Source organism: Anaerobacillus sp. ABA4_114, assembly GCF_056159065.1.
Genome location: NZ_JBSWUM010000001.1, coordinates 2,194,379 through 2,216,534 on the forward strand (window position 1 = coordinate 2,194,379; position 22,156 = coordinate 2,216,534).

At 42.3% G+C, this 22,156-nt stretch carries 21 protein-coding genes; 3 read left to right on the forward strand and 18 right to left on the reverse strand.

Annotation, left to right across the window (positions count from 1 at the left end; genetic code table 11):
* Positions 1–118 precede the first annotated feature (118 nt).
* A complete protein-coding gene (gene lexA / locus ACXAEY_RS11125; protein ID WP_270181927.1) occupies positions 119–739 on the forward strand; it encodes a transcriptional repressor LexA in 621 nt (206 codons plus the stop codon).
* A 104-nt stretch (positions 740–843) separates the two neighbouring features.
* Positions 844–1,602 (forward strand): sporulation protein, encoded by a 759-nt coding sequence (locus ACXAEY_RS11130; protein ID WP_474812036.1) that lies wholly within the window; start codon positions 844–846, stop codon positions 1,600–1,602.
* Between the two features lie 69 nt (positions 1,603–1,671).
* Here ACXAEY_RS11130 and ACXAEY_RS11135 read toward each other — a convergent pair whose 3' ends face one another.
* The 10 genes from ACXAEY_RS11135 to ACXAEY_RS11180 form a co-directional block, all read right to left on the reverse strand.
* A complete protein-coding gene (locus ACXAEY_RS11135; protein ID WP_270181925.1) occupies positions 1,672–1,902 on the reverse strand; it encodes a hypothetical protein in 231 nt (76 codons plus the stop codon).
* Between the two features lie 258 nt (positions 1,903–2,160).
* Entirely contained in the window at positions 2,161–2,706 is a 546-nt protein-coding gene (locus ACXAEY_RS11140) for a 2'-5' RNA ligase family protein (protein ID WP_474812038.1), read from the reverse strand.
* Positions 2,707–2,740: 34 nt separating this feature from the next.
* Entirely contained in the window at positions 2,741–4,408 is a 1,668-nt protein-coding gene (locus ACXAEY_RS11145; protein WP_474812040.1) for an acyl-CoA dehydrogenase family protein, read from the reverse strand.
* A gap of 115 nt (positions 4,409–4,523) precedes the next feature.
* Positions 4,524–5,045 carry a dihydrofolate reductase family protein gene (locus ACXAEY_RS11150; protein ID WP_474812042.1) on the reverse strand — a complete coding sequence of 174 codons (522 nt, stop codon included), beginning with the start codon at positions 5,043–5,045 and terminating at the stop codon, positions 4,524–4,526.
* Between the two features lie 126 nt (positions 5,046–5,171).
* On the reverse strand, positions 5,172–6,509 hold the full coding sequence (gene glnA / locus ACXAEY_RS11155) for a type I glutamate--ammonia ligase (protein ID WP_270181921.1): 1,338 nt from the start codon (positions 6,507–6,509) through the stop codon (positions 5,172–5,174).
* Positions 6,510–6,739: 230 nt separating this feature from the next.
* Complete coding sequence (locus tag ACXAEY_RS11160; RefSeq protein WP_474812044.1) at positions 6,740–8,008, reverse strand: methionine gamma-lyase family protein; 1,269 nt, start codon at positions 8,006–8,008, stop codon at positions 6,740–6,742.
* An 11-nt stretch (positions 8,009–8,019) separates the two neighbouring features.
* Complete coding sequence (gene hflX / locus ACXAEY_RS11165; protein ID WP_474812046.1) at positions 8,020–9,282, reverse strand: GTPase HflX; 1,263 nt, start codon at positions 9,280–9,282, stop codon at positions 8,020–8,022.
* 55 nt (positions 9,283–9,337) lie between these two features.
* A complete protein-coding gene (gene spoVK / locus ACXAEY_RS11170) occupies positions 9,338–10,264 on the reverse strand; it encodes a stage V sporulation protein K (protein ID WP_270182068.1) in 927 nt (308 codons plus the stop codon).
* A 78-nt stretch (positions 10,265–10,342) separates the two neighbouring features.
* Entirely contained in the window at positions 10,343–10,702 is a 360-nt protein-coding gene (locus ACXAEY_RS11175) for a hypothetical protein (RefSeq protein ID WP_474812048.1), read from the reverse strand.
* Positions 10,703–10,716: 14 nt separating this feature from the next.
* Positions 10,717–10,902 carry a cold-shock protein gene (locus ACXAEY_RS11180; RefSeq protein ID WP_270181917.1) on the reverse strand — a complete coding sequence of 62 codons (186 nt, stop codon included), beginning with the start codon at positions 10,900–10,902 and terminating at the stop codon, positions 10,717–10,719.
* 109 nt (positions 10,903–11,011) lie between these two features.
* Between ACXAEY_RS11180 and ACXAEY_RS11185 the strand changes: the two genes are divergently transcribed.
* The gene (locus ACXAEY_RS11185; protein WP_270181916.1) at positions 11,012–11,989 is read left to right on the forward strand and encodes a tyrosine-type recombinase/integrase; all 978 of its coding nucleotides are present in this window, start codon (positions 11,012–11,014) and stop codon (positions 11,987–11,989) included.
* 46 nt (positions 11,990–12,035) lie between these two features.
* Here ACXAEY_RS11185 and hfq read toward each other — a convergent pair whose 3' ends face one another.
* The 8 genes from hfq to ACXAEY_RS11225 all read right to left on the reverse strand — a co-directional run bounded on the left by hfq (position 12,036) and on the right by ACXAEY_RS11225 (position 22,153).
* Positions 12,036–12,269, reverse strand: a complete 234-nt coding sequence (gene hfq / locus ACXAEY_RS11190; protein WP_224882269.1) for an RNA chaperone Hfq — start codon at positions 12,267–12,269, stop codon at positions 12,036–12,038.
* A 46-nt stretch (positions 12,270–12,315) separates the two neighbouring features.
* Positions 12,316–13,254, reverse strand: a complete 939-nt coding sequence (gene miaA, locus ACXAEY_RS11195) for a tRNA (adenosine(37)-N6)-dimethylallyltransferase MiaA (RefSeq protein WP_474812052.1) — start codon at positions 13,252–13,254, stop codon at positions 12,316–12,318.
* 45 nt (positions 13,255–13,299) lie between these two features.
* On the reverse strand, positions 13,300–15,162 hold the full coding sequence (mutL, locus tag ACXAEY_RS11200) for a DNA mismatch repair endonuclease MutL (protein ID WP_474812053.1): 1,863 nt from the start codon (positions 15,160–15,162) through the stop codon (positions 13,300–13,302).
* A 22-nt stretch (positions 15,163–15,184) separates the two neighbouring features.
* Positions 15,185–17,788 (reverse strand): DNA mismatch repair protein MutS, encoded by a 2,604-nt coding sequence (mutS, locus tag ACXAEY_RS11205; protein WP_474812055.1) that lies wholly within the window; start codon positions 17,786–17,788, stop codon positions 15,185–15,187.
* A 138-nt stretch (positions 17,789–17,926) separates the two neighbouring features.
* Positions 17,927–18,478, reverse strand: a complete 552-nt coding sequence (gene cotE, locus ACXAEY_RS11210) for an outer spore coat protein CotE (RefSeq protein WP_224882245.1) — start codon at positions 18,476–18,478, stop codon at positions 17,927–17,929.
* 232 nt (positions 18,479–18,710) lie between these two features.
* Positions 18,711–19,127: a YlbF/YmcA family competence regulator gene (locus ACXAEY_RS11215; protein WP_270181912.1), complete on the reverse strand. Its 417-nt coding sequence runs from the start codon at positions 19,125–19,127 to the stop codon at positions 18,711–18,713.
* Positions 19,127–20,665: a tRNA (N6-isopentenyl adenosine(37)-C2)-methylthiotransferase MiaB gene (miaB, locus tag ACXAEY_RS11220; RefSeq protein ID WP_474812057.1), complete on the reverse strand. Its 1,539-nt coding sequence runs from the start codon at positions 20,663–20,665 to the stop codon at positions 19,127–19,129. Before miaB ends, ACXAEY_RS11215 begins: the two co-directional genes overlap by 1 nt.
* Before the next feature lie 309 nt (positions 20,666–20,974).
* The gene (locus ACXAEY_RS11225) at positions 20,975–22,153 is read right to left on the reverse strand and encodes a glycine C-acetyltransferase (RefSeq protein WP_474812059.1); all 1,179 of its coding nucleotides are present in this window, start codon (positions 22,151–22,153) and stop codon (positions 20,975–20,977) included.
* Between the last annotated feature and the right edge of the window lie 3 nt (positions 22,154–22,156).

Here is a 22,156-nt window from a genome sequence, read left to right on the forward strand (position 1 = left end):
TCAGTATAAACAGAACCTCTGTTCGTGTCAACTGAATTTTCGAACTTATGTTTGTATGCGAACAAAAATTCTGGTATACTACTAACAAATAGATAGATTGGAACGAGGTGCCAGAGATATGAAACTATCAAACCGTCAGCAGGATATTCTGGACTTTATTAAAGTCGAAGTGAAACAAAAGGGTTATCCACCCTCCGTTAGAGAAATTGGTGAAGCTGTAGGACTCGCTTCAAGCTCAACTGTCCACGGACACCTTGCAAGACTTGAGAAGAAAGGTTACATCCGACGCGACCCAACGAAACCAAGAGCAATCGAAGTACTCGGACTAGATGAAACGATCGATATTCCTCGTCCAGAAACGGTGAACATTCCGGTCATTGGTAAAGTAACTGCCGGCCAACCGATAACGGCGATCGAAAATGTTGAAGAGTATTTTCCTCTACCAGAACACTTTGTACAAGATGACGAGCACACGTTCATGCTAATCATCGAAGGTGACAGTATGATCGAAGCTGGCATTTATAACGGTGACATGGTAATTGTGAAACAACAGCCTACTGCGAACAACGGAGATATTGTTGTCGCGATGACGGAAGATAGCGAAGCTACGGTTAAGCGATTCTTTAAAGAAAGCAACTACTTCCGCCTACAACCAGAGAATTCATCGATGGAGCCGATCATCCTTGATTCAGTTTCCATTCTAGGTAAAGTCATCGGTGTATTTCGTTCAATCCACTAGAAGCGCAAATTGCGCTTCTTATTTTTTTATTCTAAAAACATGAATCCTTTTTTTATCTCTTATCGTATAATCAGGAAACAGCTAATTATGAAAGGTGGAAAATCATGTTTAAGAAGTTTCTAGCAAGTGTCGGAGTAGGTGCTGCAAAGGTTGATACGCAGTTAGAGAAGGATTATTTCGTTCCGGGGGAAACCGTTAATGGTAAAGTTGTCATCAAGGGTGGTGAAATCGAGCAATCGATCGATGCGATTCATATCTTCCTTATGACAGAAGCTATCCGTGAAGTAGATGATAAAAAAGTAAGAGAAAAAGTGGCGCTAAAGAAATATAAGGTTGCTGATCAGGAGAAGATCTCAGAAGGTGAAACGAAAGAAATCCCGTTTTCCATTCAACTTCCATACGACACGCCAGCTTCACTCGGAAGGCTTCCAGTATGGTTTGAGACAGGGCTAGACATCCCGATGGCGCTTGATCCAAAAGATAGAGACCTTATTCAAGTTTCTCCACATCCACATGTAAAAAAAGTAATCGAAGCATTAGAAAGCTACCTGGGCTTCCATGTGAAAAAGGTGGAAATGGAGCAGTCTCGCTACGGCTATGTTCAAGAGTTCGAATTCACGCCTAGCGGGGAATATCGCGCTTACTTAGATGAACTCGAAGCGATCTTCTTTTTACACGATAACCATTTAGATGTCATGCTTGAAGTCGATCGCCGCGCTCGCGGACTCGGAGGATTGTTTGCAGAAGCTTTGGAAATGGACGAAAGCATTGCAAAAGTGACGTTAACAAACCAAGAGCTGAACGATTCATCTGACGTTATCGCAAGAAAATTACAGCTAAAAATTGATCAATATAAAAAGTAATGTTATAGATTCACAAAAAACTGTCTCGATTGTTTATCGAGACAGTTTTTTGATTACGGAGAGTTCACGTTATTTTAATGGTATTACTACCTTTGTGATATTCCCGACTCTTTCATCGATACCGTTATACAATTCCTTAAGCACTTCCAATGCTCTTTCGTTCGATTCAAACGTTCCTAACGTCTTTTTCCATTCGATGAAGAATCTTCTCTCTATGACCCCTTCGATCATGTTATCTTTTACAGTTATTTCTTTCACATTCACGAAGCTTTCAAGATTTTGAGTCATAACCCATATCATTCTCTTCTACCGCCTTCACATTTCGATGCTTACACTACAACTTTAAAAGAACCGAAACTTTTCTCATATTTAGTACGTACTACAGTTACAAAACTTTGGAGGTGCCTAGTGTAAAATACTGCTAAACTGATTTTAGTCGTAATAGCGAGCTTAGCTTTATGGGATGGAATTAAGTACATCTTCAAATCTTTTACTTAACAGAAAAACAGCTTCTTGTAGCTGTTTTCCTTCCAAATAAACATTTTCTATCAAGAATCACTACTCTTTTAAAGGCTTTGTATAGATTATAGGTGCATCAAAGCCTTCATCATCTACCAATTCAATAAGTGCAATTTCTTCAACTCTTCCTTCAAGTGTTTGAATTCGTTTCATACAATAGTTAAATGCTTCAGAGAGTTTATCGGATGATAAGTTATTTGCCAACGTACAATGCGGTATCCATTGATCAGGTTCATAGTATGGATTGGCATTCGTACTTAACTCACTAAAAAAATCATGGTGATTTGAATGCAGTTCTAATAGTTTTTTTGTATGTGTAGGTGATAGAAATAGGGTTTGATAATTTAAAAAGGATCCAATCGTATTAAATGTAATTTCGAAGCAACCTTTTGCTTCATAAAATGTTTTCATACCTTTAATGAATGCCTCTTTATCTAATTCGTAATAATGTCCCAATGTGAGATGAGGTCTCGCATCTTTCACTTCTTCTGAGTAAAAAGAAATCGAGTTTTGCTTTAGCTCTTCCCATATCGCTTTGATTTCTTGTTCTGTATTCTTATCAAATAACGCTACAACCCAAAACATGAAATTAGCCACCTTTAACAACGTTTATCGTTCACTAAGTCTTCACGCTTTCTTTATGTTCAATAATCATTTCATAATACGTTAAGGTTTGATCACTAAGCTCAAACTCATCTTTACCCCACGTGTCTCGTAAAAAAAGTTCCGCTATCGCACGCTTTCTCATCCCGCCTGCCGCGGCATCTCTTAACGAAATCACACTTTCATAGATAGACGTCATTAAGTTAGTAATACGTTTACAGTGGAGAGTCTGTCGTGCTTCATCCATCTTCTCCAATTGTGCCAATTTCTTCTCTAGTACTGAAATACCACCGTAAACAAGTTCTTTTCTACCTGCTTCTTGTGGAATTTTCTCTAACTCATGCTTCATTTTATCAATAAACATCCGATGGACATTGTGCTTTTTGATCAGCCTAAGCACCTCTAAACCAAGAATATTCGCTGTTCCTTCCCAAACCGTTAATACTTGAGCGTCTCGTAATAGTCTTGGTGTGACGAAGTCTTCTATGTACCCGTTCCCACCGTGCATTTCAATCGCTTCGTGCGCGAATCGAACTGCTTGCTCTGCGGATTCTTTTTTCACAAGAGCGATGAGCAACCGATTTAAGGCTTCGTCCTCTGTCGTCACATGTGATTGTTTATCCATCACACCGTCAAATAGCGAGATTGCAGAAAAAACGCTGCTGAGTTCAACCTCTTGTTTCACCTTTAACTTTACTAAACTTTCTTTTATCATCGGAAAATCTTTTAACTGCTTTCTAAACGCTTCACGCCTGTACGCATACTCCTTTGCTTCAAGAAAAGACCGCTGCATGATTCCTACTGAGGCGATCGCATTGCAAAGCCTTGAGAGGTTCAACGCTTCCATCATATAATAGAATCCCCTGCTCGCATCTCCAACTAGAAAGCCTTTCGACCCTTCAAATACTACTTCAGCTGAAGGGACTGCTCTCACGCCTAGCTTATCTTTCAGCCGCCTTATACTTAAGTCATTCACTTTACCATCTTCTTTTCTCCACGGAACAAGAAAGAGGCTTAATCCCTTCGTTCCCTCTGGGGCACCTTCGAGTCTAGCAAGTACCATCGCTATACCACACGTACCTGCATTACTAGCGAAGTATTTTTCTCCGTAAAGCCTATAATGACCTCCTTCATTAATGGCTTTCGTTTCGTTCGCACCTACATCAGATCCTCCCTGCCGTTCCGTTAAAAATGTCGCTCCTTCATATAACTCGACATCACCAGTAGAAAGGACATGTGGCAGGTATTTCTTCTTGAGCGCTTCATCTCCGTAGTGATCGAGAAGATACGCAGTCGCCATCGTTAATGTGACCGGACAATAAAACCCTGGTTCTGACTGTGACAAAAGGTAGCCTTGCGCGAACGAATAAAGATAGTTCCCTTTCGTACCGAGGTCCGGAATCTCTTTATGTACGTACGCTACGATGCCACGATTATACGTCTCTCTAACCGTTTTCTTGTACCCTTCGTTCACCCACACTTCAGATATATCGTTGCCCATCTTATCGTACTTAATGAGCCTTGGCTGGCCTTCTCGATCTGTATGTACTGCACGTTCATCAATCTCGGTCCCACAACGTTCTCCAAACTCGTGTAACTCTTTCTCAGCCCATTTATAAAAGTTGGGTTCTAAGTACTGCTCCAATACAGATGATAAGTTTGGATCTTCTAGATAAAAATTCATAGCTAGCCCCCTTTTTAATTTTAAATTTTCAGATAGTTTAATTCTACACTAACCTCTAGTTAAGTTCCATAAAATGTTAAGTATAATAAAAAGCTACAGGAGGTCCTGTAGCTTTTTATTTCACTTCATAATGTAGCTGTGCAAACTGACCATATTGCTTAACGGCTGTTAATAACAAATCTTGCTCGATGTCAGATTCCTTGAACAGTGGTATCCCTTTTCCAATAAGAGAAGGAGCGATGGAAATAATAAACCCATCCACTAGTTTTTCTCGCATCAAAGTATGGATAATCTCTCCACCACCGACTAGCCAAATCGTCTTGCCTTCTTGTTTTTTCAGCTCACGTGTGAATGTTGAAATATCTTCGTTAATAAACGATACATGCTCCGTATTTTCCTGCGCTCTCTTTGTAAATACATAACTTTCAATGCCCTTGTAAGGATAGTTCCCTTTTTCCTGATCCATCACCCAGTCATACGTTCTTCTACCGATCAATACGGTATCCACACTCTCAAGGAACTCAGAATAGCCAGCATCTCCTTCAATCTCTCCTCGGAACAGCCAGTCTAACGAATCATCGTTCGTTGCAATGTATCCATCTAGACTCGTTGCTATGTACACGACTACTTTTCTCACTCTCTTTCCCTCCTTTAAATTCAATGTCCATTTACTAGTTTACCTAATCTTTTGATTGAACGCTAATCAACACCCCATAGAAGAAGCTCCTAACCACCTGTGGTGGTTAGGAGCTTAAAGAATTTATTAATAAGTCGTCATATACTGTTCGCGTTCCCAAGGGTGAACTTGCGTACGGAACATATCCCACTCGATTTCTTTCGCTTCGATGAAGTGTTCAGAAGCGTGCTCACCAAGAGCGTTCATCATGACTTCATCCTTCTTAAGCAATTCAAGTGCATCGTGTAGCGTTGCAGGAAGATCAGTGATGCCTTCTGCTACACGCTCATCTTTGTCCATCACGTAGATGTTACGCTCTGTTGGAGCTGGAGGCGTCATGTTGTTCTTGATACCGTCAAGACCAGCTGCAAGTAGTGCTGCCATCGCTAAGTACGGGTTCGCTGATGGATCAACGCTTCGAACTTCGATACGCGTGCTGATTCCGCGAGATGCAGGAACTCGGATAAGTGGGCTACGGTTACGAAGAGACCATGCAACGTAACAAGGTGCTTCGTATCCTGGAACAAGACGCTTGTAAGAGTTGACCGTAGGGTTTGTGATCGCTGTGAATGCTTCTGCGTGCTTCATCGTACCAGCGATGAATTGACGCGCTGTTTCACTTAGGCCAATTTCGTCGTTCGGATCGTAGAATGCGTTCTTTCCATCTTTGAATAATGACATGTTCGCATGCATTCCGGAACCGTTAACGCCGAATAGTGGCTTAGGCATGAACGTTGCATGTAGTCCGTGCTGACGAGCGATCGTCTTTACAGCCAATTTAAACGTTTGAATGTTGTCACACGTTGTGATTGCATCTGCGTATTTGAAATCAATTTCGTGCTGACCAGGTGCAACTTCGTGGTGAGACGCTTCGATCTCAAAGCCCATGTCTTCAAGCTCAAGCACGATGTCACGACGGCAGTTTTCACCAAGGTCTGTAGGTGCAAGGTCAAAATAGCCACCTTTATCGTTTAGTTCGAGCGTAGGCTCACCGTTTTCATCCATTTTGAAAAGGAAGAATTCTGGCTCAGGTCCGATATTGAAGTCAGAGAATCCAAGCTCTTCCATCTCTTTAAGTACACGCTTTAGAACGGAACGTGGATCGCCGTCGAAAGGAGTGCCGTCAGGGCTATAGATGTCACAGATCAAACGTGCAACTCTTCCTTTTTCAGATGACCAAGGGAAAACGACCCAAGTATCTAGATCAGGATAAAGGTACATGTCCGATTCCTCGATACGTACGAACCCTTCGATAGAAGAACCATCGAACATCATTTTATTATCAAGAGCTTTTTCAAGCTGATCGACTGGGATCTCAACGTTTTTGATAATTCCTAGTAGATCTGTAAATTGTAAGCGAATAAATTTAACATTTTCCTCACTTGCGAGGCGCTTGATATCATCTGCTGTGTATTTGCTAGCCATGTAAATTAAATCCTCCTTAGAAATAAAAAGTTTAGAAATTGGGATAACCAAACCTGTGTTTTACAGACAACGGAAACAAAATATTTCTGAATTCATAGAACATTCCCAATTGCCGATCCCTTTCTCACTTATACTATACTATACACTAGACCGTTTGTCGTCGTGACAGAGTATGTTAGATTATCTAACATACTTTTAGGACGAATAAAAAGCAGGGGATTTCCCCTGCTTTAGCTGATCGATACGAGACCTTTTGTTAGAAGGTCATCAACTGCTCTCAATACACTAATTTTCACATGTTCATATGTTAATCCACCTTGAACATACGCCACATAAGGTGCTCTTAATGGTCCGTCGGCAGACAGTTCGAGGCTAGCTCCTTGAATAAATGTTCCTGCAGCCATGATGACGTCATCTTCATATCCTGGCATATAAGCAGGCTCTGGACGGACGTGCGCGTTTACTGGTGATGCTGCTTGAATCGCCTGGCAGAACGACACCATCCGCTCTCGGTCGTTAAACTGAACAGATTGAATCAGATCCGTTCGTTTACTATCCCAAGAAGGGCTCGTATTGAAGCCTGCGGATTCTAGCAGCGCAGAGCTATAAACGGCTCCTTTTACTGCTTGTCCTACAGTATGAGGAGCAAGGAATAGCCCCTGGTACATTTCCTGGAGCGAATACAGCGACGCTCCGACCTCTCTACCAATACCAGGCGAAGTTAATCGGTAACCACAAAGTTCGATTAAGTCTTCCCTTCCGACTATGTATCCACCGGTTTTCACGATTCCTGCACCTGGATTTTTAATCAATGAACCCGCCATTAAATCTGCTCCGACATGACAAGGTTCACGTTCTTCAACGAATTCTCCGTAGCAGTTATCAACAAATACGATCACATCTTCTTTGATCGATTTAACAAATGAAATCATCTCACTGATTTCATCGATCGTGAATGAAGGGCGGTTCGCATATCCTTTTGAACGTTGGATACCGATCATTTTCGTTTGTTCTGTAATCGCAGCTTTAACAGCTTCGTAGTCGATCGCATCATTCTTTAATGGGATAGCTTGATAGTCGATATGGAAGTCTTTTAAAGATCCGTGACCTTCTCCTCTTGTACCGACAATTTCTTCAAGCGTGTCATAAGGTGCTCCTGTAATATAAAGAAGCTCGTCTTGAGGACGTAATACCCCAAACAAGGCTGTCGATATTGCATGCGTACCAGAAACGATCTGAGGTCTAACAAGTCCTGCTTCTGCTCCAAAGACATCACCGTAAAGTTTCTCGAGTGTGTCTCTCCCATCATCATCATAACCATAGCCAGTTGATGGAGTGAAGTGGTAGTCGCTGATCTTATTGTTATGGAAGGCTTCAAGTACGCGGTATTGATTGCTTTCAACACGTTGATCGATTTCTTTCAGTATTGGGTAAATTCTTTCTTCTGCTTCAGTTGATAGCTGTTTCAATTTCTCTTGGTGTGTAAAGTGATTAAACATCGTTTCTTCTCCTAATCGTTGTTCCATTCTGTAGCGATACGTTGATAGAGGTGCGCTGGGGTGTAGCCTTTGCACCGGTAATGCTTATGATCTTCATCCCACTTTCGCTCGATGAGAATCGTATTTCTCTGAAGGAATGCGAGCTTATCTCCTTGATCTGCCTTTAGCGAGATCGAATAGTACTCCATTTGCTTTAACACTTGACTTTGAAGTGTCTCGTTCAGTTTACTTAGATCTTCTTTTTTCTTAGCTGAGATATGGATCTGCTCGTTCATGCTGCTTCTTACACCAGGTTCTGCGCGATCGATCTTGTTGAACACGGTGAGAACAGGGATATGAGAAGCGTCGAGCTCCTTCAGTAGATTCAGAACGATTTCTTCATGACGCTCCCGATCTGGATGAGATGCATCGATCACATGTAGGATCAAATCTGCTTCCTTTGCTTCTTCCAGCGTCGATTTAAAGGAAGCAACTAGCGTCGTAGGGAGGTCTTGAATAAATCCTACCGTGTCTGTAAGCAGTACGTTGTATCCATTCGGCAGTTTTAGCTGTCTTGTCATAGGATCGAGAGTAGCAAATAACTTATCTTCTTCATAAGAGTCAGCCTTGGTCAGTCCGTTAAAGATAGTTGACTTTCCAGCGTTCGTGTATCCGACAAGTGCAACTTGAAGGGTCTCATTACGCTTTCTGCGAAGCCTGTATTGCTCTCGATGCTTCACAGTATTGTCTAGCTGCTTCTTAAGGTCAGAGATCCGGTTTCGAATGTATCGGCGATCGGTTTCTAACTTCGTTTCACCTGGTCCTCTTGTCCCAATTCCACCACCGAGTCGAGATAAAGAAGATCCCTGACCAGCAAGTCGAGGCAGCATGTATTGCAGCTGTGCGAGCTCCACTTGCAGCATCCCTTCTCTCGATCTTGCTCTTTGAGCGAATATATCCAGAATAAGCTGCGTTCGATCGATCACTTTCGCTTCAAGCTGTTCTGAAAGATTACGAAGCTGACTTGGTGAAAGTTCACTATTAAAAATAATGACGCCAGCTTCGTTCTCGTCGATCAGGTGAGACAATTCTTCTACTTTTCCTTTCCCGATATAGGTTGCGGGATGGATGCGCTCTCTTTTCTGAGAAAGCGTTTCTAACACTACTCCGCCAGCCGTTTCTGTTAATGCAGCAAGTTCATCCATCGAATAGGCAAACTGCTCATCTGTTTGATCTGGAAGCTGACAGCCGATCAAGATTGCCGGTTCAGCTACTTCAATTCGGTCTTTTTTCAACAGTACGTTCCCTGCCTTTACTTATCAGTCTGCTCTCATCATACCAGATGGCCCTTTAATCTTCTATAGGGATGTCTTCTGGCAGGATTAGCTCGAGTGACGTCCGATCGATCACTTCCGCTCCGAGGAGCCGAACAGCCTGCTTTCGAATGGCTTTCTCGATAATATTACGAACGAATCTACCGTTACTAAAAGCCCCTGTCTCATCGATTCTCTTCATGATGAATGACTTTTTCAACTTCCATTCTGCTTCCTTAGAAAAACGATACTGACGCTCCGTTACCATCTTTCTGGCGATTTCTAACAATTCATCATTCGAATAGTCCGGAAAGTCGATCACAAGTGGAAAACGCGATGGCAGCCCCGGATTGAGAGATAGGAAGTTATCCATTTCTTCAGAATAACCGGCAAGAATTAAAATAAAGTCCTCATGGTTATCTTCCATCGCTTTCACCAATGTATCGATCGCTTCTTTCCCAAAGTCTTTCTCGCCACCACGTGCAAGGGAATAAGCCTCATCGATAAAAAGAATGCCTCCCTTCGCCTTTTTAACGAGCTCTCTTGTTTTCTGCGCGGTGTGTCCGATATATTCACCAACAAGATCCGCTCTTTCCACTTCGATCAAATGACCTTTCGATAGGACGTTCATTTCTAAGAAAAGGGTACCTAGTAACCTTGCTACTGTCGTCTTTCCTGTTCCGGGATTCCCTTTGAACATCATGTGAAGGGCCTGAGGATTTTGTTTCAAACCATTTTCTTGACGGCACTGGTTAACGAATAACCATGCATATACTTCTTTTAACAGGTGCTTCACTTCTTTTAACCCGATCAACTGTTCCATTTCTTTTTGAATCCGTTCAAGAGGAATATGCTTTCTCGCTGCTTCAGCAAGCGCAGAGTCAGCTGCTTCCAATTTCTCTTCAGCATGGTGCAAAACAATATTAATCTGACTTTTTCGCTGAGTGATGGATTGCTGCAAGATGCTCACCTCGTTTTATTCTGACACGATAGTATACGCACCCGCCCAAAAAGCGTGACAAATGCCCAAAAGAAAAACACTCTATTCGAGTGTTTTCCCTTGTATCATACGATCCACAAACTTCTCTGGTATGGTTACTTTTTGGTCAGCCGAGTCCTTTTCGAACGATCTGTAATGATGGAGATAGCGATCGTTTTCTGTGATGTCTAACTCGAGCACATTCCCGTTATCATGTTCGAGCTGCCTCACAAAAACGTCATCGTCCTTATACGTATACCTCTTGAACCCTATTCCAAGGTATGAAAATTCTTCAGACTTTACGCCAGAAAGGTCTTTGAAGACGGTAGAGAACCGCTGCTGAGGGATGACGTGTTTCCCCTTCCCTTCAGCTTTCGTAATGCTGAGCGCTTTATCAACTAATTTTTCGATCAGTTTATTCATATCACAGCCTCCGTTTACTTAATCTCAGGGAGGTTACGTACTTCACTCGCCATCTCACCGCCACATAACGGACATGAAGGTGTGTCTGAGAAGGAATAATCTGCTCTCATCCAACCAGAACAGTCCCCACTGGAACATGACCACACATCAGTGTCAACTTCAGGAATTGGTTCTTGTTGCTGTTTTGAAAAAAAGGCCATTGCAACCGCTCCTTTATTGTTTAGTATTGTTAGCATTCCCAAAAAAACCAAAATCATGTAATTCATTTCACGTTGTTTGTTATAATGGAAAAAAGAAAGGGGTAACGCAATGGAACTATTTGAGCAACCGCTACCTGATTTTCTAGAGGAGTACCTTACCTCCCTTGAAAGAAAGGGACGCCGGGCGTCAACCATCCGGCGTTATCGGTATGACCTTGTCGACTTTACAACCTGGCTCAAAACATTTCATCGAAAAGTTGAATTTCAAAACTTTAGTGAGCTATCGACAGAACAGCTACAATCATACATTCGTTACTTACATTTAGAACGTCATTATTCTGAGCGAACTCTCAAACGAATCATGACAGTATTGAATCAAGTATACCGTTATTATATGTCATTAAATCGGACAAAGAACAATCCTATGAAAGAAGTTGTCCTCCCCACGAATGAAGAAAGTGGATTTAAGGAAGAAGATTTTGTGGGGGAAAGCGAAAGCGAGCGGTTGTTAGAAACAATCGTTTCTCTTGCTGATTTAACTGAAAACCAATTAAAAGCACGTGAGTTCCTAATCGATCGGAACCTTATCATCGCACGTTTGTTTCTTAATTACGGCCTAAGCTTACAAGAGCTCTGCAAGTTATCCATGAAGCACGTATCTTTCGAACAGAACGAATTAGAAGTCAATTCAGCTTCAGGTAACAGGACGATCAAGCTCGATCCAGAACATAAGAAAATCTTATTCAGTTACTACCAAACGATACCTGCTCCTGTTCGTCCTCGATTAAAAAGTGATGACCCTTTATTCGTCGCATTTGATTTTCAACGTCAAACGTACCGATGGAGTTATGAAGTGGATCGTCCAAAACGACTGACAGAAATCGCCGTGCAAAAGATGATCCGCTTAGAAGTTCAGCGAGCAGGTATTCGAAAAGGGGTTTCGGCTCAGCATATGCGAAGGACGTGTGTGATCAAAGCGATTGAACAGGATGCTTCGATCGAACATCTACGGAGTAAGTTTGGACTGAAATCAGAGTTAACTCTCAAGAGATACTTCGATTATCTTGAAACTCATCAACCATCTTAGCTCTCATGAAGAAGTCCCTCGTCCTACCTAGAACGAGGGACCGGTATTACTTTTCAGAATCAAAATTTATTTCAACTGTACGCTGAGGAGCGAAAGTAGAAATCGCGTGTTTATAAATCAGCTGCTGCTTCCCATCGGACTCAAGAATGATCGTAAAGTTATCGAATCCTTTGATCGTCCCCTTTAGTTGGAATCCGTTCAGTAGGTACACTGTTACAAAAACATTATCTTTGCGCAGCTGGTTCAGAAATTGATCCTGGATGTTAATCTGTTGCTTCATATTCAGTCCTCCTCTTTTTCTCTAAAGGCATTCAATATGTACAGTTCTAGTTATCTGCTAACTTTCCTGCAACAGAGTGTAATATTTTTCGTATTTTTTCTTCTCTATTCTCCGTCATATCAAACCAGTCGATGTCCATCTGATGTCGAAACCATGTTAGCTGACGCTTGGCGTACCTTCTTGAGTTTTGCTTTAGTTCATCGACCGCATCCTCGTAGGATACCTTTCCTTCAATGTATCGATAGATTTCCTTATAACCGATCGCTTGGATCGATTGACAGTTCCTCACGCCTTGATCGTAAAGGGTGCGCGCTTCTTCCAATAGCCCCTCTTCCATCATTAGATCTACCCTCTTGTTGATTCTGTGATAAAGTGTGTCTCTATCCATCGTCAACCCAACATTAACAAGATGATAAGGCGAGTGCTCAGGTTGAGAATCTTTCGAGGCGGAAACTGGCTTTCCCGTTACATGATGGACTTCTAGCGCCCGAATTACTCGCCGAATGTTGTTCGGATGAATCGACTCATAACTCTTCGGATCGATATCTTTCAACCTCGAGTGGAATGCAACTGGACCTTCCTCGTTTGCAATCCGCTCTAGCTTTCTCCTATACGCTTCATCTTCTTTCACTTCAGAAAACGAATATTGATGCGTAACAGCTTTCACATAGAGACCCGTTCCGCCAGCGATGATCGGAACTTTCCCTCTTTCATTAATTTCACGAACAAGATTTGTCGCGAGTTCTTGAAATTCTGCCACTGAGAAGTTTTCTGTTGGCTCTTTTATATCAATCAGATGATGAGGGATGCCTTCCATTTCTGACTCCGTTACTTTGGCCGTCCCTATATCCATCCCTCTGTATATTTGCATCGAGTCACCGCTGATCACTTCTCCGTTCAACGCTTTCGCTAACTCGATGCTTGTTTTTGTTTTGCCCACTGCAGTAGGACCTAAAACCGTTACTAATTTTTGATCGTTAGTCATAACCTATTCACGTTCTTTCCACTGAGTTTGTTCTCATTTTCGACGTTACATCACTCGCTTAAACATTTTTTCCATCTCATAGGTGGAGTAATGAATGATGATCGGTCTTCCGTGAGGACACGTATACGGATCGATCGCCTTTCGAAGCGTCTCAAGAAGTGTGAACACTTCATCATCTCGTAAGTGACGATTCGCTTTGATTGACTTCTTACAAGACATCATGATCGCTGCTTCTTCTCTTAGCTTTTTCACATCGATCGAGCGATTGTCGATCACTTCTTGAACGAGTTCTTCGATCGTCTCCTGCTCTGCTCCGCTTGGAAACCATACAGGATGAGAGCTGACGAGATAGCTGTTGCGACCAAATGATTCTAAAAACACCCCAACACTCTGAAGATCTTCAATTCGGCTATCGATGATCGCACTTTCTGAAGTCGTATATTCAAGCGTGATCGGTACGAGGAGTTCTTGTACTTCCGGATCGATCTCGCCGACCTTCTCACGGTAAAACTCATATTTGATTCTCTCTTGAGCAGCGTGCTGGTCGATGATATAGAGGCCGTTCTCGTTTTGAGCGAGAATGTATGTCCCATGCATTTGTCCGATTGGATAAAGCGGAGGAATACGTGTTTCCTCACTCTTCTCCTTAACGTAGTCGATTGCACGTTCTAACTCATCGACTTTGCTTGTTTCCATAGTCTTTACGGGCGACTCATAGTTTGATAGTGACAGCTCTTCTTTTACACTAAAAGGTTCTACAAACGAATCGTTAGCCTCTTCAGTCGTAACTTTTTGAGGTGAAGGAGTCGCTTCTTCAATCGGACGCTTTTCAGGAACGTCCTGTTTTTCATGCTGAAAGTGAAAAGCCGGCTGCTCGCTCTCCTTTTCTTTCTGCTTCAATGGTTTTTGTTCTGGTATAAGCTCCGTTTTCTTGAATATTGCAGTGATTGCGTCTTCAATCGCTTTCGCGAGCTCTTGTTCTTTACTAATACGCGCTTCTAATTTCGATGGGTGCACGTTCACATCGATCAACGTTGGATTCATCTTGATATGAAGCACGACGATCGGATACCTCCCGATTGGAAGCAGCGTATGGTAGCCCTGCTGAATACCTTTCGTAATCGGATAGTTCTTAATATAACGGCCGTTGATGACGAGAGAGATGTACTGCCGTGAAGCGCGCGTTAGTTCTGGCTTTGCAACATACCCCGTCACGTTAAAATCAATCGTTTCTGTTTGTAACGGAAGCATTTTTCTAGCAGTATTGTAGCCATAGATCGCTGCGATGACTTGTAACAACTCTCCACTGCCATTTGTAGACAACAGTTTTTTACCATTATGAAAGAACCTGAAGGCGATCTCTGGATGAGCCATGGCCTGTCTGTTTACAACATCTGCAACGTTCGCAAGCTCTGTGTGCACAGTCTTCATATGCTTCAATCGAGCGGGTGTATTGTAAAAAAGACCTGAAATCGTCAGTTCAGTCCCTTTCCGACTATCTGTCGCCTTAAATTCGGTTACTTCTCCTGCTTCGATCTTCACATATGTGCCAGCACGCTCACCTGTCGAGGTCTTTAACTCGAGATGAGAAACTGCCGCGATACTTGGAAGTGCTTCTCCTCGAAACCCTAACGTTTCAATCTGAAACAAATCTCGCTCATTTCGAATCTTGCTCGTAGCATGTCTAAAAAATGCAAGTTTACAATCCTCTTCGTCCATGCCCGTTCCGTTATCCACGATTCGGATCTTGGAGAGACCGCCTTCTTCGATTTCGATCCTGATTTCACTGCTTTCCGCATCGATCGCGTTCTCTACAAGCTCTTTCACAACTGAGGCTGGTCTTTCGACAACCTCACCTGCTGCTATTTTATTTGAAAGCTGATCATCAAGTTGAACGATCTTCCCCATTTTCCTCACCTTTCTTTCATTCCTACTTTAGCTGTTTCTTTAATTCATAGAGTGTATTGATCGCATCCATCGGGGTCATTTCCATAATATCGACGGATTTGAGCTTCTTTAGAATCGCTTCCTCACCAGATGACTTTGAACGCCCCTTCTTTACATTTGATTCATCAAAGAAAGCTAGCTGTGCGACTTCGTTCGCTTTCACGTACTCTTGTTTTGGACTCGCACTCGTTTCAGTTGTTTCAGTCGTTTCTGTACTCGACTCGAACTCAGACAAGATCGTTTGAGCCCGTTTAATGAGTTGGTCTGGTAGATTCGCAAGTTGAGCTACGTGAATTCCATAACTCTTATCAGCTGAACCATCGTGTACACGGTGAAGGAATACAACTCGGCCTTGTTCTTCAACAGCCTTAACATGCACGTTCTTCACGCGCTGTAGCTCCTCTTCAAGCGATGTTAATTCATGATAATGTGTTGAAAACAATGTTTTAGCTCGAACATGATCATGAATGTACTCGATGATGGACTGCGCGAGGGCCATTCCATCATACGTAGAAGTTCCACGACCGATTTCATCTAGTAGAATCAAGCTATTTTCTGTCGCTTTCGTGATCGCATAGTTCGCCTCAAGCATTTCCACCATAAATGTACTTTGACCTGCAGCAAGGTCGTCTGCTGCTCCAATTCTAGTGAAGATTTGATCAAAGATTGGAAGTACTGCAGATTCCGCTGGGACAAAACAGCCGATTTGACCAAGTAGGGAGATGAGCGCTAACTGCCTCATATACGTACTCTTACCGCTCATGTTTGGTCCTGTAATCAATAGGATTTCGCGATCTTCATTCATCATTACATCGTTAGCAACATACTCTCGCCCTTTTAGCATCTTTTCTACAACCGGATGGCGCCCCGCTTCGATCGCTACTTGTCGATCTTTAGAAAAGGACGGTTTTGTAAAACGATTTTCTTCACTAACAACTGCGAATGCTTGCAATACATCGAGTTCACTAATCTTCTTTGCTAGTTTTTGCAGTTCTGGAATATACTGTTTCACTTGTTCTCTTAGATTCGTGAATAAGTCATACTCCAAGTCAACAATTTTTTCTTCAGCTTCAAGTATAAGAGATTCTTTTTCTTTCAGTTCAGGAGTAATAAAACGCTCTGCGTTAGAAAGCGTCTGTTTCCTTTCATACCTTCCTTCAGGAAGATTCTGAAGGTTAGATCTCGTCACTTCAATATAATATCCAAAGACTTTATTGTAACCTATCTTAAGCGAACGAATGCCCGTTCGTTCTCTTTCTTGCATCTGCAAGGAAGCGATCCAATCCTTCCCATTTCTGCTCGCATCACGATAGCGATCGAGATCGCTATTATAACCGTCTCGAATCATCTGCCCTTCTTTTACTGAGAGAGGTGGGTTGTCTTCGATTGCTTCACCTAAAAGCTCAGTCAGCTCATCGCATGTTAAGATCTCATCTCCAAGCTCACTAGCATACGTATTATCAAGTTCTGTTACGGCTTGTTTGATCCCAGGGATTTTCTCTAATGATTTACGAAGCTGGACGAGGTCTCTCGCATTCAGGTTTCCAAATGCAACTTTACCAGCTAATCTCTCGAGGTCATAAACCCCCTGCAGCTGTTCACGAATCGTTTCACGTTCGAAAAACTGCTTCATCATCGTTTCAACAAGCTCCTGTCGCTTCACGATTTCACGATGCTGCAATAGCGGTCGTTCTACCCATTGTTTGAGGAGACGCCCTCCCATAGCCGTGACAGTACTATCTAAAAACCATACAAGAGAGCCTGTCCGTTTCTTGTCTCTGATCGTTTCAACGAGCTCTAGGTTTCGTTTTGAATTCACATCGAGCTTCATATACTGTGAAACGTGATAATGACGTAATGGCTGAAGATGATCCATCGAGCGTTTTTGAGTTCGAATCAAGTAATGCAACAACCGGCCAAACGCACTCAGTAGCTTGCTCTGATCGATGTGCTCAGAAAGTTCCTGAAACTGCTCTGGAATCGTAACGTTATCCTCGGTCGAAACGGTAAGAGACATTCTTTCACGGATCGCAGTCGCTAACGGACCATCTTCAGTTCCAAGAATTACCTCTTTTGGAGATAGATTCGAAAGCTCACCAAGTACTTCATGATGATCGCCAGTTAAGATCGTGGCCATGGTTTCACCTGTCGTTAAATCGTTCGCAGCTAGGGAATATGTGCTATCTTCAAATTCAGATATCGCCACTATGTAGTTGTTTTCCTTTTCTTTTATCAAACGATCTGACATGACTGTTCCTGGTGTGATGAGTTGAACGACTTCTCGTTTCACCACGCCTTTTGCATGCTTCGGGTTTTCAGTCTGTTCACATATCGCAATTTTAAATCCTTTTTCTACTAGTTGAGAAATATAGTTTTCTGCAGAATGATAAGGAACACCGCACATCGGGATACGGTCTTCTCCCCCACCATCTCTACTCGTTAACGTTATTTCAAGCTCTTTAGATGCACGCGTCGCATCTTCAAAGAACATTTCATAGAAGTCACCTAATCTAAAAAATAAAAAGGCATCTTGATACTCTGCCTTAATCCGTAAATATTGTTCGATCATAGGGGTATATCGAGCCATACTTCTTCTCCACCAATCTACATTTCTATTCAGCTAACAGTATATCACATCATTCTTCCAAGCTTCTATGATAAAGAAGGTCGTGACTCGGCAAAAAAAAATAAAACCAGGAAGAAGAACCCCTTCTCCCTGGTACGACTATTCTTCAAGATCACCAATTAAAAAGTTCGGATCTAAATCTTCAAACTCTTCATCTTCTACTTCATATTCCCAATCGTCATCATCATCTTCACAGCCATCAGGATTCACGTAAACGCAAATTTTTGTTTCTCCAATCACTTCTACGAGAAACTCCCTTTCGACTTGAACGATAATTTTATTTCCGTTCGGTGCAATGGTAGCTTCAAGACAGTTCGGCTCTTGAATCGCTTTTGCAACCACTTCGTCCGTTTTGCAATCTTTATCCTTGTAGCGAAGAGGGATTTCTTCACGATATTTAACGTTTTCCGTTACGACTTCTGTTTTTGTGTTATGACTGTATGAGTACCAGATATTAATGTCATAAGAGCCTTCAACAATGACGCAATCATGGTGCTTTTTCGCCTTGAATTTGTTGTTGATGATCCAGCAACCAAGAATACTTGAAGGTTTGTGCTCTGGAGTAACTGTGTTTGTATCCTGAGTAAATTTACGCCCTTTTCCGCAAACAGCTTTGGCGAATATCTCTCTGTAATTATAATCCTCTGACATCGATCATACCTCCTCTTCCAATCTTCATTCTCATCCTATGCATGACAAATGACTAGTGTGCCTTTTTTTTATTAAGGCTGTTCCACTATCAGTCTATGACCCTTATGTACAATGCTTTACAACCTTTTGTAAAATTTCTAAAAAAAATACGGTGAATGAAATTAAAAACGGAATAGGAGCACGAATATCAGCATAACAAAGCATAAAAAAAAGCCGGGAAAACTCCCGACTTTTACTTACTACAACCAGATCCTTGTGCAGAGCCAGTCGTACCTTCTAGTACGTTACCACCAGTCGCTTCGATGATCTCATCTGTGACGGTGTTTGAGATTGTATTCGCAATAAGCTGAAGAAGATCATTCACATCTGACTGAGAACGTTTGAATTCCTGAACAACAGGAATTTCATCAAGCTGCTCCATCAGTTTGTCGATACGCTCGTCTTTTTCTTTCAACGCCTCATGCTTACCATAATGCTGAAGGTTAACCGCTTCTTTTTGTTCAAGCTTAATGCGAGCGATTAAACTTTGCACTTTCTTGTTTTCATTTATCTTTTCTTCTGCACGCTTGAAGAAATCAACTTCTTCCGTCTCAGATACGAGCTTAGCTAGCTCTTTTGCTTTTACGATCACTTCTTGTCTTGAAATCATTATGCTTTCACCTCTGCAGTATTTTCTATATATTCTCCGTCTAACGACCAGGTTTTTGCTTTCGTAATCTTCACTTGAACGAGCTCACCGATAAGAGACTTCGGTGCTCTGAAGTTAACTACTTTGTTTCTGCTCGTATAGCCCGATAGGACGTCAGGATTCTTTTTACTTTCACCCTCGACGAGCACTTCAACGATTTCCCCTTCGTAGGCTGCATTTTTCTTCGCTGCCATATCATTTACAAGGGCATTCAAACGCTGTAAACGCTCTTTCTTTACTTCCATCGGCACGTTATCCTTCATTTTTGCTGCTGGCGTACCATCTCGCTGTGAATAGATGAATGTATAAGCGCTATCAAACTCTACTTCTCTTACGAGTGACATCGTCTCTTCAAACTGTTCATCTGTTTCGTTTGGAAAGCCGACGATAATATCCGTCGTGAACGTTGCATTAGGCATAACTGCTTTAATTTTCCCAACAAGTTCTAAATACGTTTCTCTCGTATAACGACGGTTCATGAGCTTAAGAACATCATTGCTTCCGCTCTGAACCGGAAGATGAATGTGATCGAGCAGGTTGCCACCTTGTCCAAGAACTTCTACAAGACGATCATCAAAATCTCGTGGGTGACTTGTAGTAAAACGCACTCTTGGGATGTCGATCTTATGAATTTCATTCATTAGATCACCTAGGCCGTATTCCATATCCTCAAGGTCTTTTCCGTACGCATTCACATTCTGTCCTAAAAGCGTCACTTCTTTATACCCTTTTGCTGCGAGGTGCCTTACTTCCTGAATGATATCTTCAGGTCGGCGGCTTCGCTCCTTGCCTCGGGTATAAGGCACGATGCAATATGTACAGAATTTATCGCAGCCATACATGATGTTAACCCACGCTTTGATCTCACCTTTACGGGTTCTTGGAAGATTCTCAATGATATCGCCTTCTTTGGACCACACTTCCATAACCATTTCTTTACCGAAGACGGCTTGCTCCATCAATTGAGGCAGTCTATGAATATTGTGCGTTCCGAAGATCAAATCTACGAACTGATGCTTTTGCATGATTCGATTGACGACCGACTCTTCTTGAGACATACAGCCACATACCCCGATGATCAAATTCGGATTCTCCATCTTAAGAGGTTTTAAGTGACCGAGCTCTCCAAACACTTTGTTTTCCGCGTTCTCTCGTATCGCGCATGTGTTCAGCAAGATAACATCAGCTTCTTCCACAGCGGTCGTTGCTTCAAAGCCCATGCCCTCATAAATTCCAGCCATGATCTCAGTATCATGTTCGTTCATCTGACAACCATACGTACGGATCAAGTACTTCTTATCTTGACCTAGGTTTCGTATATTCTCAGGAATCTCGAAGTCATAATGTACGTTAACGTTTTCTTTTCCGCGCTTTTTCGCATCTTTTAACGAAGGTGGCTGATAGGTAGTCTGAAAATACTTCGCAAAGTCCTCAGTCGTTTTCTCCGTTTTCTTTGGTGTCTGAATTTGCGACGACGCAAGCCGCTGTTGTTCGTTCATATGTTACGTCTCCTTTCCAGTCAAAGGATAACTCTGCTATGAAAAGGAGCATGTTGCTCCTAAACTTAGAAAAAACAGGCAGTGCACATCGTGCTAGCCTATGTTCTTTATGTTTGATCCTTTAATGTTTAACGGTGGACATTACCTTATTATAAGGGGTTGTACGTATTTAAGCAATAAGACCGGATGATGAAAAGGCAGTATCGCTTTAGAATCTACTAAATTGTCGAACGAGTACCATTCTTTACATCGTAAACGCTTAACAGATAAAAACTCAGACTGCCGAGCTCGACAGTCTGAGTATGCTTCTTATTTTAAAATGCCTAATTCTTTTGCTGATTTTTCGAAAGCGTCTAACGCTTCTTGTAGCTCTTCTTTCGAATGCTGCGCAGTTACGATCGTTCTTACACGCGCTTTCCCTTTCTGCACTGTTGGGAATGCGATGCCTTGTGCAAATACTCCATTCTCAAACAGCTTGTCTGAAAACTTATGTGTCAGGGCTTCGTCCCCAATGATAACAGGAGTGACCGGCGTTTCACTGATCCCCGTATCAAAGCCTAACTTCTCTAAACCGTCTTTGAAGAATTTCGTATTGTCCCATAGCTTTCCGATCATCTCAGGCTCTTCTACGAGAACATCGATCGCTGCAGAGCATGCTGCGGTTACAGCAGGTGGATGGGATGTGCTGAATAAGAATGGACGGCCTTTATGAATCAAGTAGTCACGAAGTGTTTTTGAGCTTGCGATATAGCCGCCTAACACCCCGATCGCCTTACTTAATGTTCCTACTTGAATATGAACGCGACCGTTAAGATCAAAATGATCGACAGTTCCACGGCCATTACGCCCAAGTACGCCGCTTGCGTGAGCGTCATCAACCATTACGAGCGCATCGTATTTTTCACAAAGCTCTACGATTTCAGGAAGAGGCGCAATGTTACCATCCATTGAGAATACACCGTCTGTTACAACGAGACGAGTGCGGTACTCTTGCGTTTCTTTAAGAGCATTCTCTAAATCCTCCATATCCGTATGCTTGTAAATACGACGACCAGCTTTCGTTAAACGGATACCATCGATGATCGAAGCGTGATTAAGCTCATCAGAAATAACCACATCTTCTTTCGTCAAAATTGCAGATAGCACAGCCTGGTTTGTTGCAAACCCAGATTGTAGCACGAGAGCTGCCTCAGTGTGTTTGAATTCAGCAAGCTTTTGTTCAAATTCTTCATGCATTGATAGTGTTCCTGCGATGGTACGAACAGAACCTGTTCCCGCTCCGTATTTTTCGACAGCTTCGATTGCAGCTTGCTTCATTTTAGGATGATCTGTTAATCCAAGATAGTTATTAGAGGATAGCTGAATAACTTCTTTCCCTTTGATCGCAACACGAGATCCTTGTGCTGATTCTAGAGGGATCAAATTACGGAAAACACCCTCATCTTGCATTTGGTCAAGCTCTTCTTGGAGATATTCAAAACCTTTCATGTG

What these genes read in the sequence shown, in the direction of transcription:
- lexA (WP_270181927.1), top strand. Translation starts at nt 119, where the DNA reads ATGAAACTATCAAACCGTCAGCAGGATATTCTGGACTTTATTAAAGTC.
- ACXAEY_RS11130 (WP_474812036.1), top strand. Translation starts at nt 844, where the DNA reads ATGTTTAAGAAGTTTCTAGCAAGTGTCGGAGTAGGTGCTGCAAAGGTT.
- ACXAEY_RS11135 (WP_270181925.1), bottom strand. Translation starts at nt 1,902, where the DNA reads ATGATATGGGTTATGACTCAAAATCTTGAAAGCTTCGTGAATGTGAAA.
- ACXAEY_RS11140 (WP_474812038.1), bottom strand. Translation starts at nt 2,706, where the DNA reads ATGTTTTGGGTTGTAGCGTTATTTGATAAGAATACAGAACAAGAAATC.
- ACXAEY_RS11145 (WP_474812040.1), bottom strand. Translation starts at nt 4,408, where the DNA reads ATGAATTTTTATCTAGAAGATCCAAACTTATCATCTGTATTGGAGCAG.
- glnA (WP_270181921.1), bottom strand. Translation starts at nt 6,509, where the DNA reads ATGGCTAGCAAATACACAGCAGATGATATCAAGCGCCTCGCAAGTGAG.
- ACXAEY_RS11160 (WP_474812044.1), bottom strand. Translation starts at nt 8,008, where the DNA reads ATGTTTAATCACTTTACACACCAAGAGAAATTGAAACAGCTATCAACT.
- ACXAEY_RS11175 (WP_474812048.1), bottom strand. Translation starts at nt 10,702, where the DNA reads ATGAATAAACTGATCGAAAAATTAGTTGATAAAGCGCTCAGCATTACG.
- ACXAEY_RS11180 (WP_270181917.1), bottom strand. Translation starts at nt 10,902, where the DNA reads ATGGCCTTTTTTTCAAAACAGCAACAAGAACCAATTCCTGAAGTTGAC.
- ACXAEY_RS11185 (WP_270181916.1), top strand. Translation starts at nt 11,012, where the DNA reads ATGGAACTATTTGAGCAACCGCTACCTGATTTTCTAGAGGAGTACCTT.
- hfq (WP_224882269.1), bottom strand. Translation starts at nt 12,269, where the DNA reads ATGAAGCAACAGATTAACATCCAGGATCAATTTCTGAACCAGCTGCGC.
- miaA (WP_474812052.1), bottom strand. Translation starts at nt 13,254, where the DNA reads ATGACTAACGATCAAAAATTAGTAACGGTTTTAGGTCCTACTGCAGTG.
- mutL (WP_474812053.1), bottom strand. Translation starts at nt 15,162, where the DNA reads ATGGGGAAGATCGTTCAACTTGATGATCAGCTTTCAAATAAAATAGCA.
- mutS (WP_474812055.1), bottom strand. Translation starts at nt 17,788, where the DNA reads ATGGCTCGATATACCCCTATGATCGAACAATATTTACGGATTAAGGCA.
- cotE (WP_224882245.1), bottom strand. Translation starts at nt 18,478, where the DNA reads ATGTCAGAGGATTATAATTACAGAGAGATATTCGCCAAAGCTGTTTGC.
- ACXAEY_RS11215 (WP_270181912.1), bottom strand. Translation starts at nt 19,127, where the DNA reads ATGATTTCAAGACAAGAAGTGATCGTAAAAGCAAAAGAGCTAGCTAAG.
- miaB (WP_474812057.1), bottom strand. Translation starts at nt 20,665, where the DNA reads ATGAACGAACAACAGCGGCTTGCGTCGTCGCAAATTCAGACACCAAAG.
- ACXAEY_RS11225 (WP_474812059.1), bottom strand. Translation starts at nt 22,153, where the DNA reads ATGAAAGGTTTTGAATATCTCCAAGAAGAGCTTGACCAAATGCAAGAT.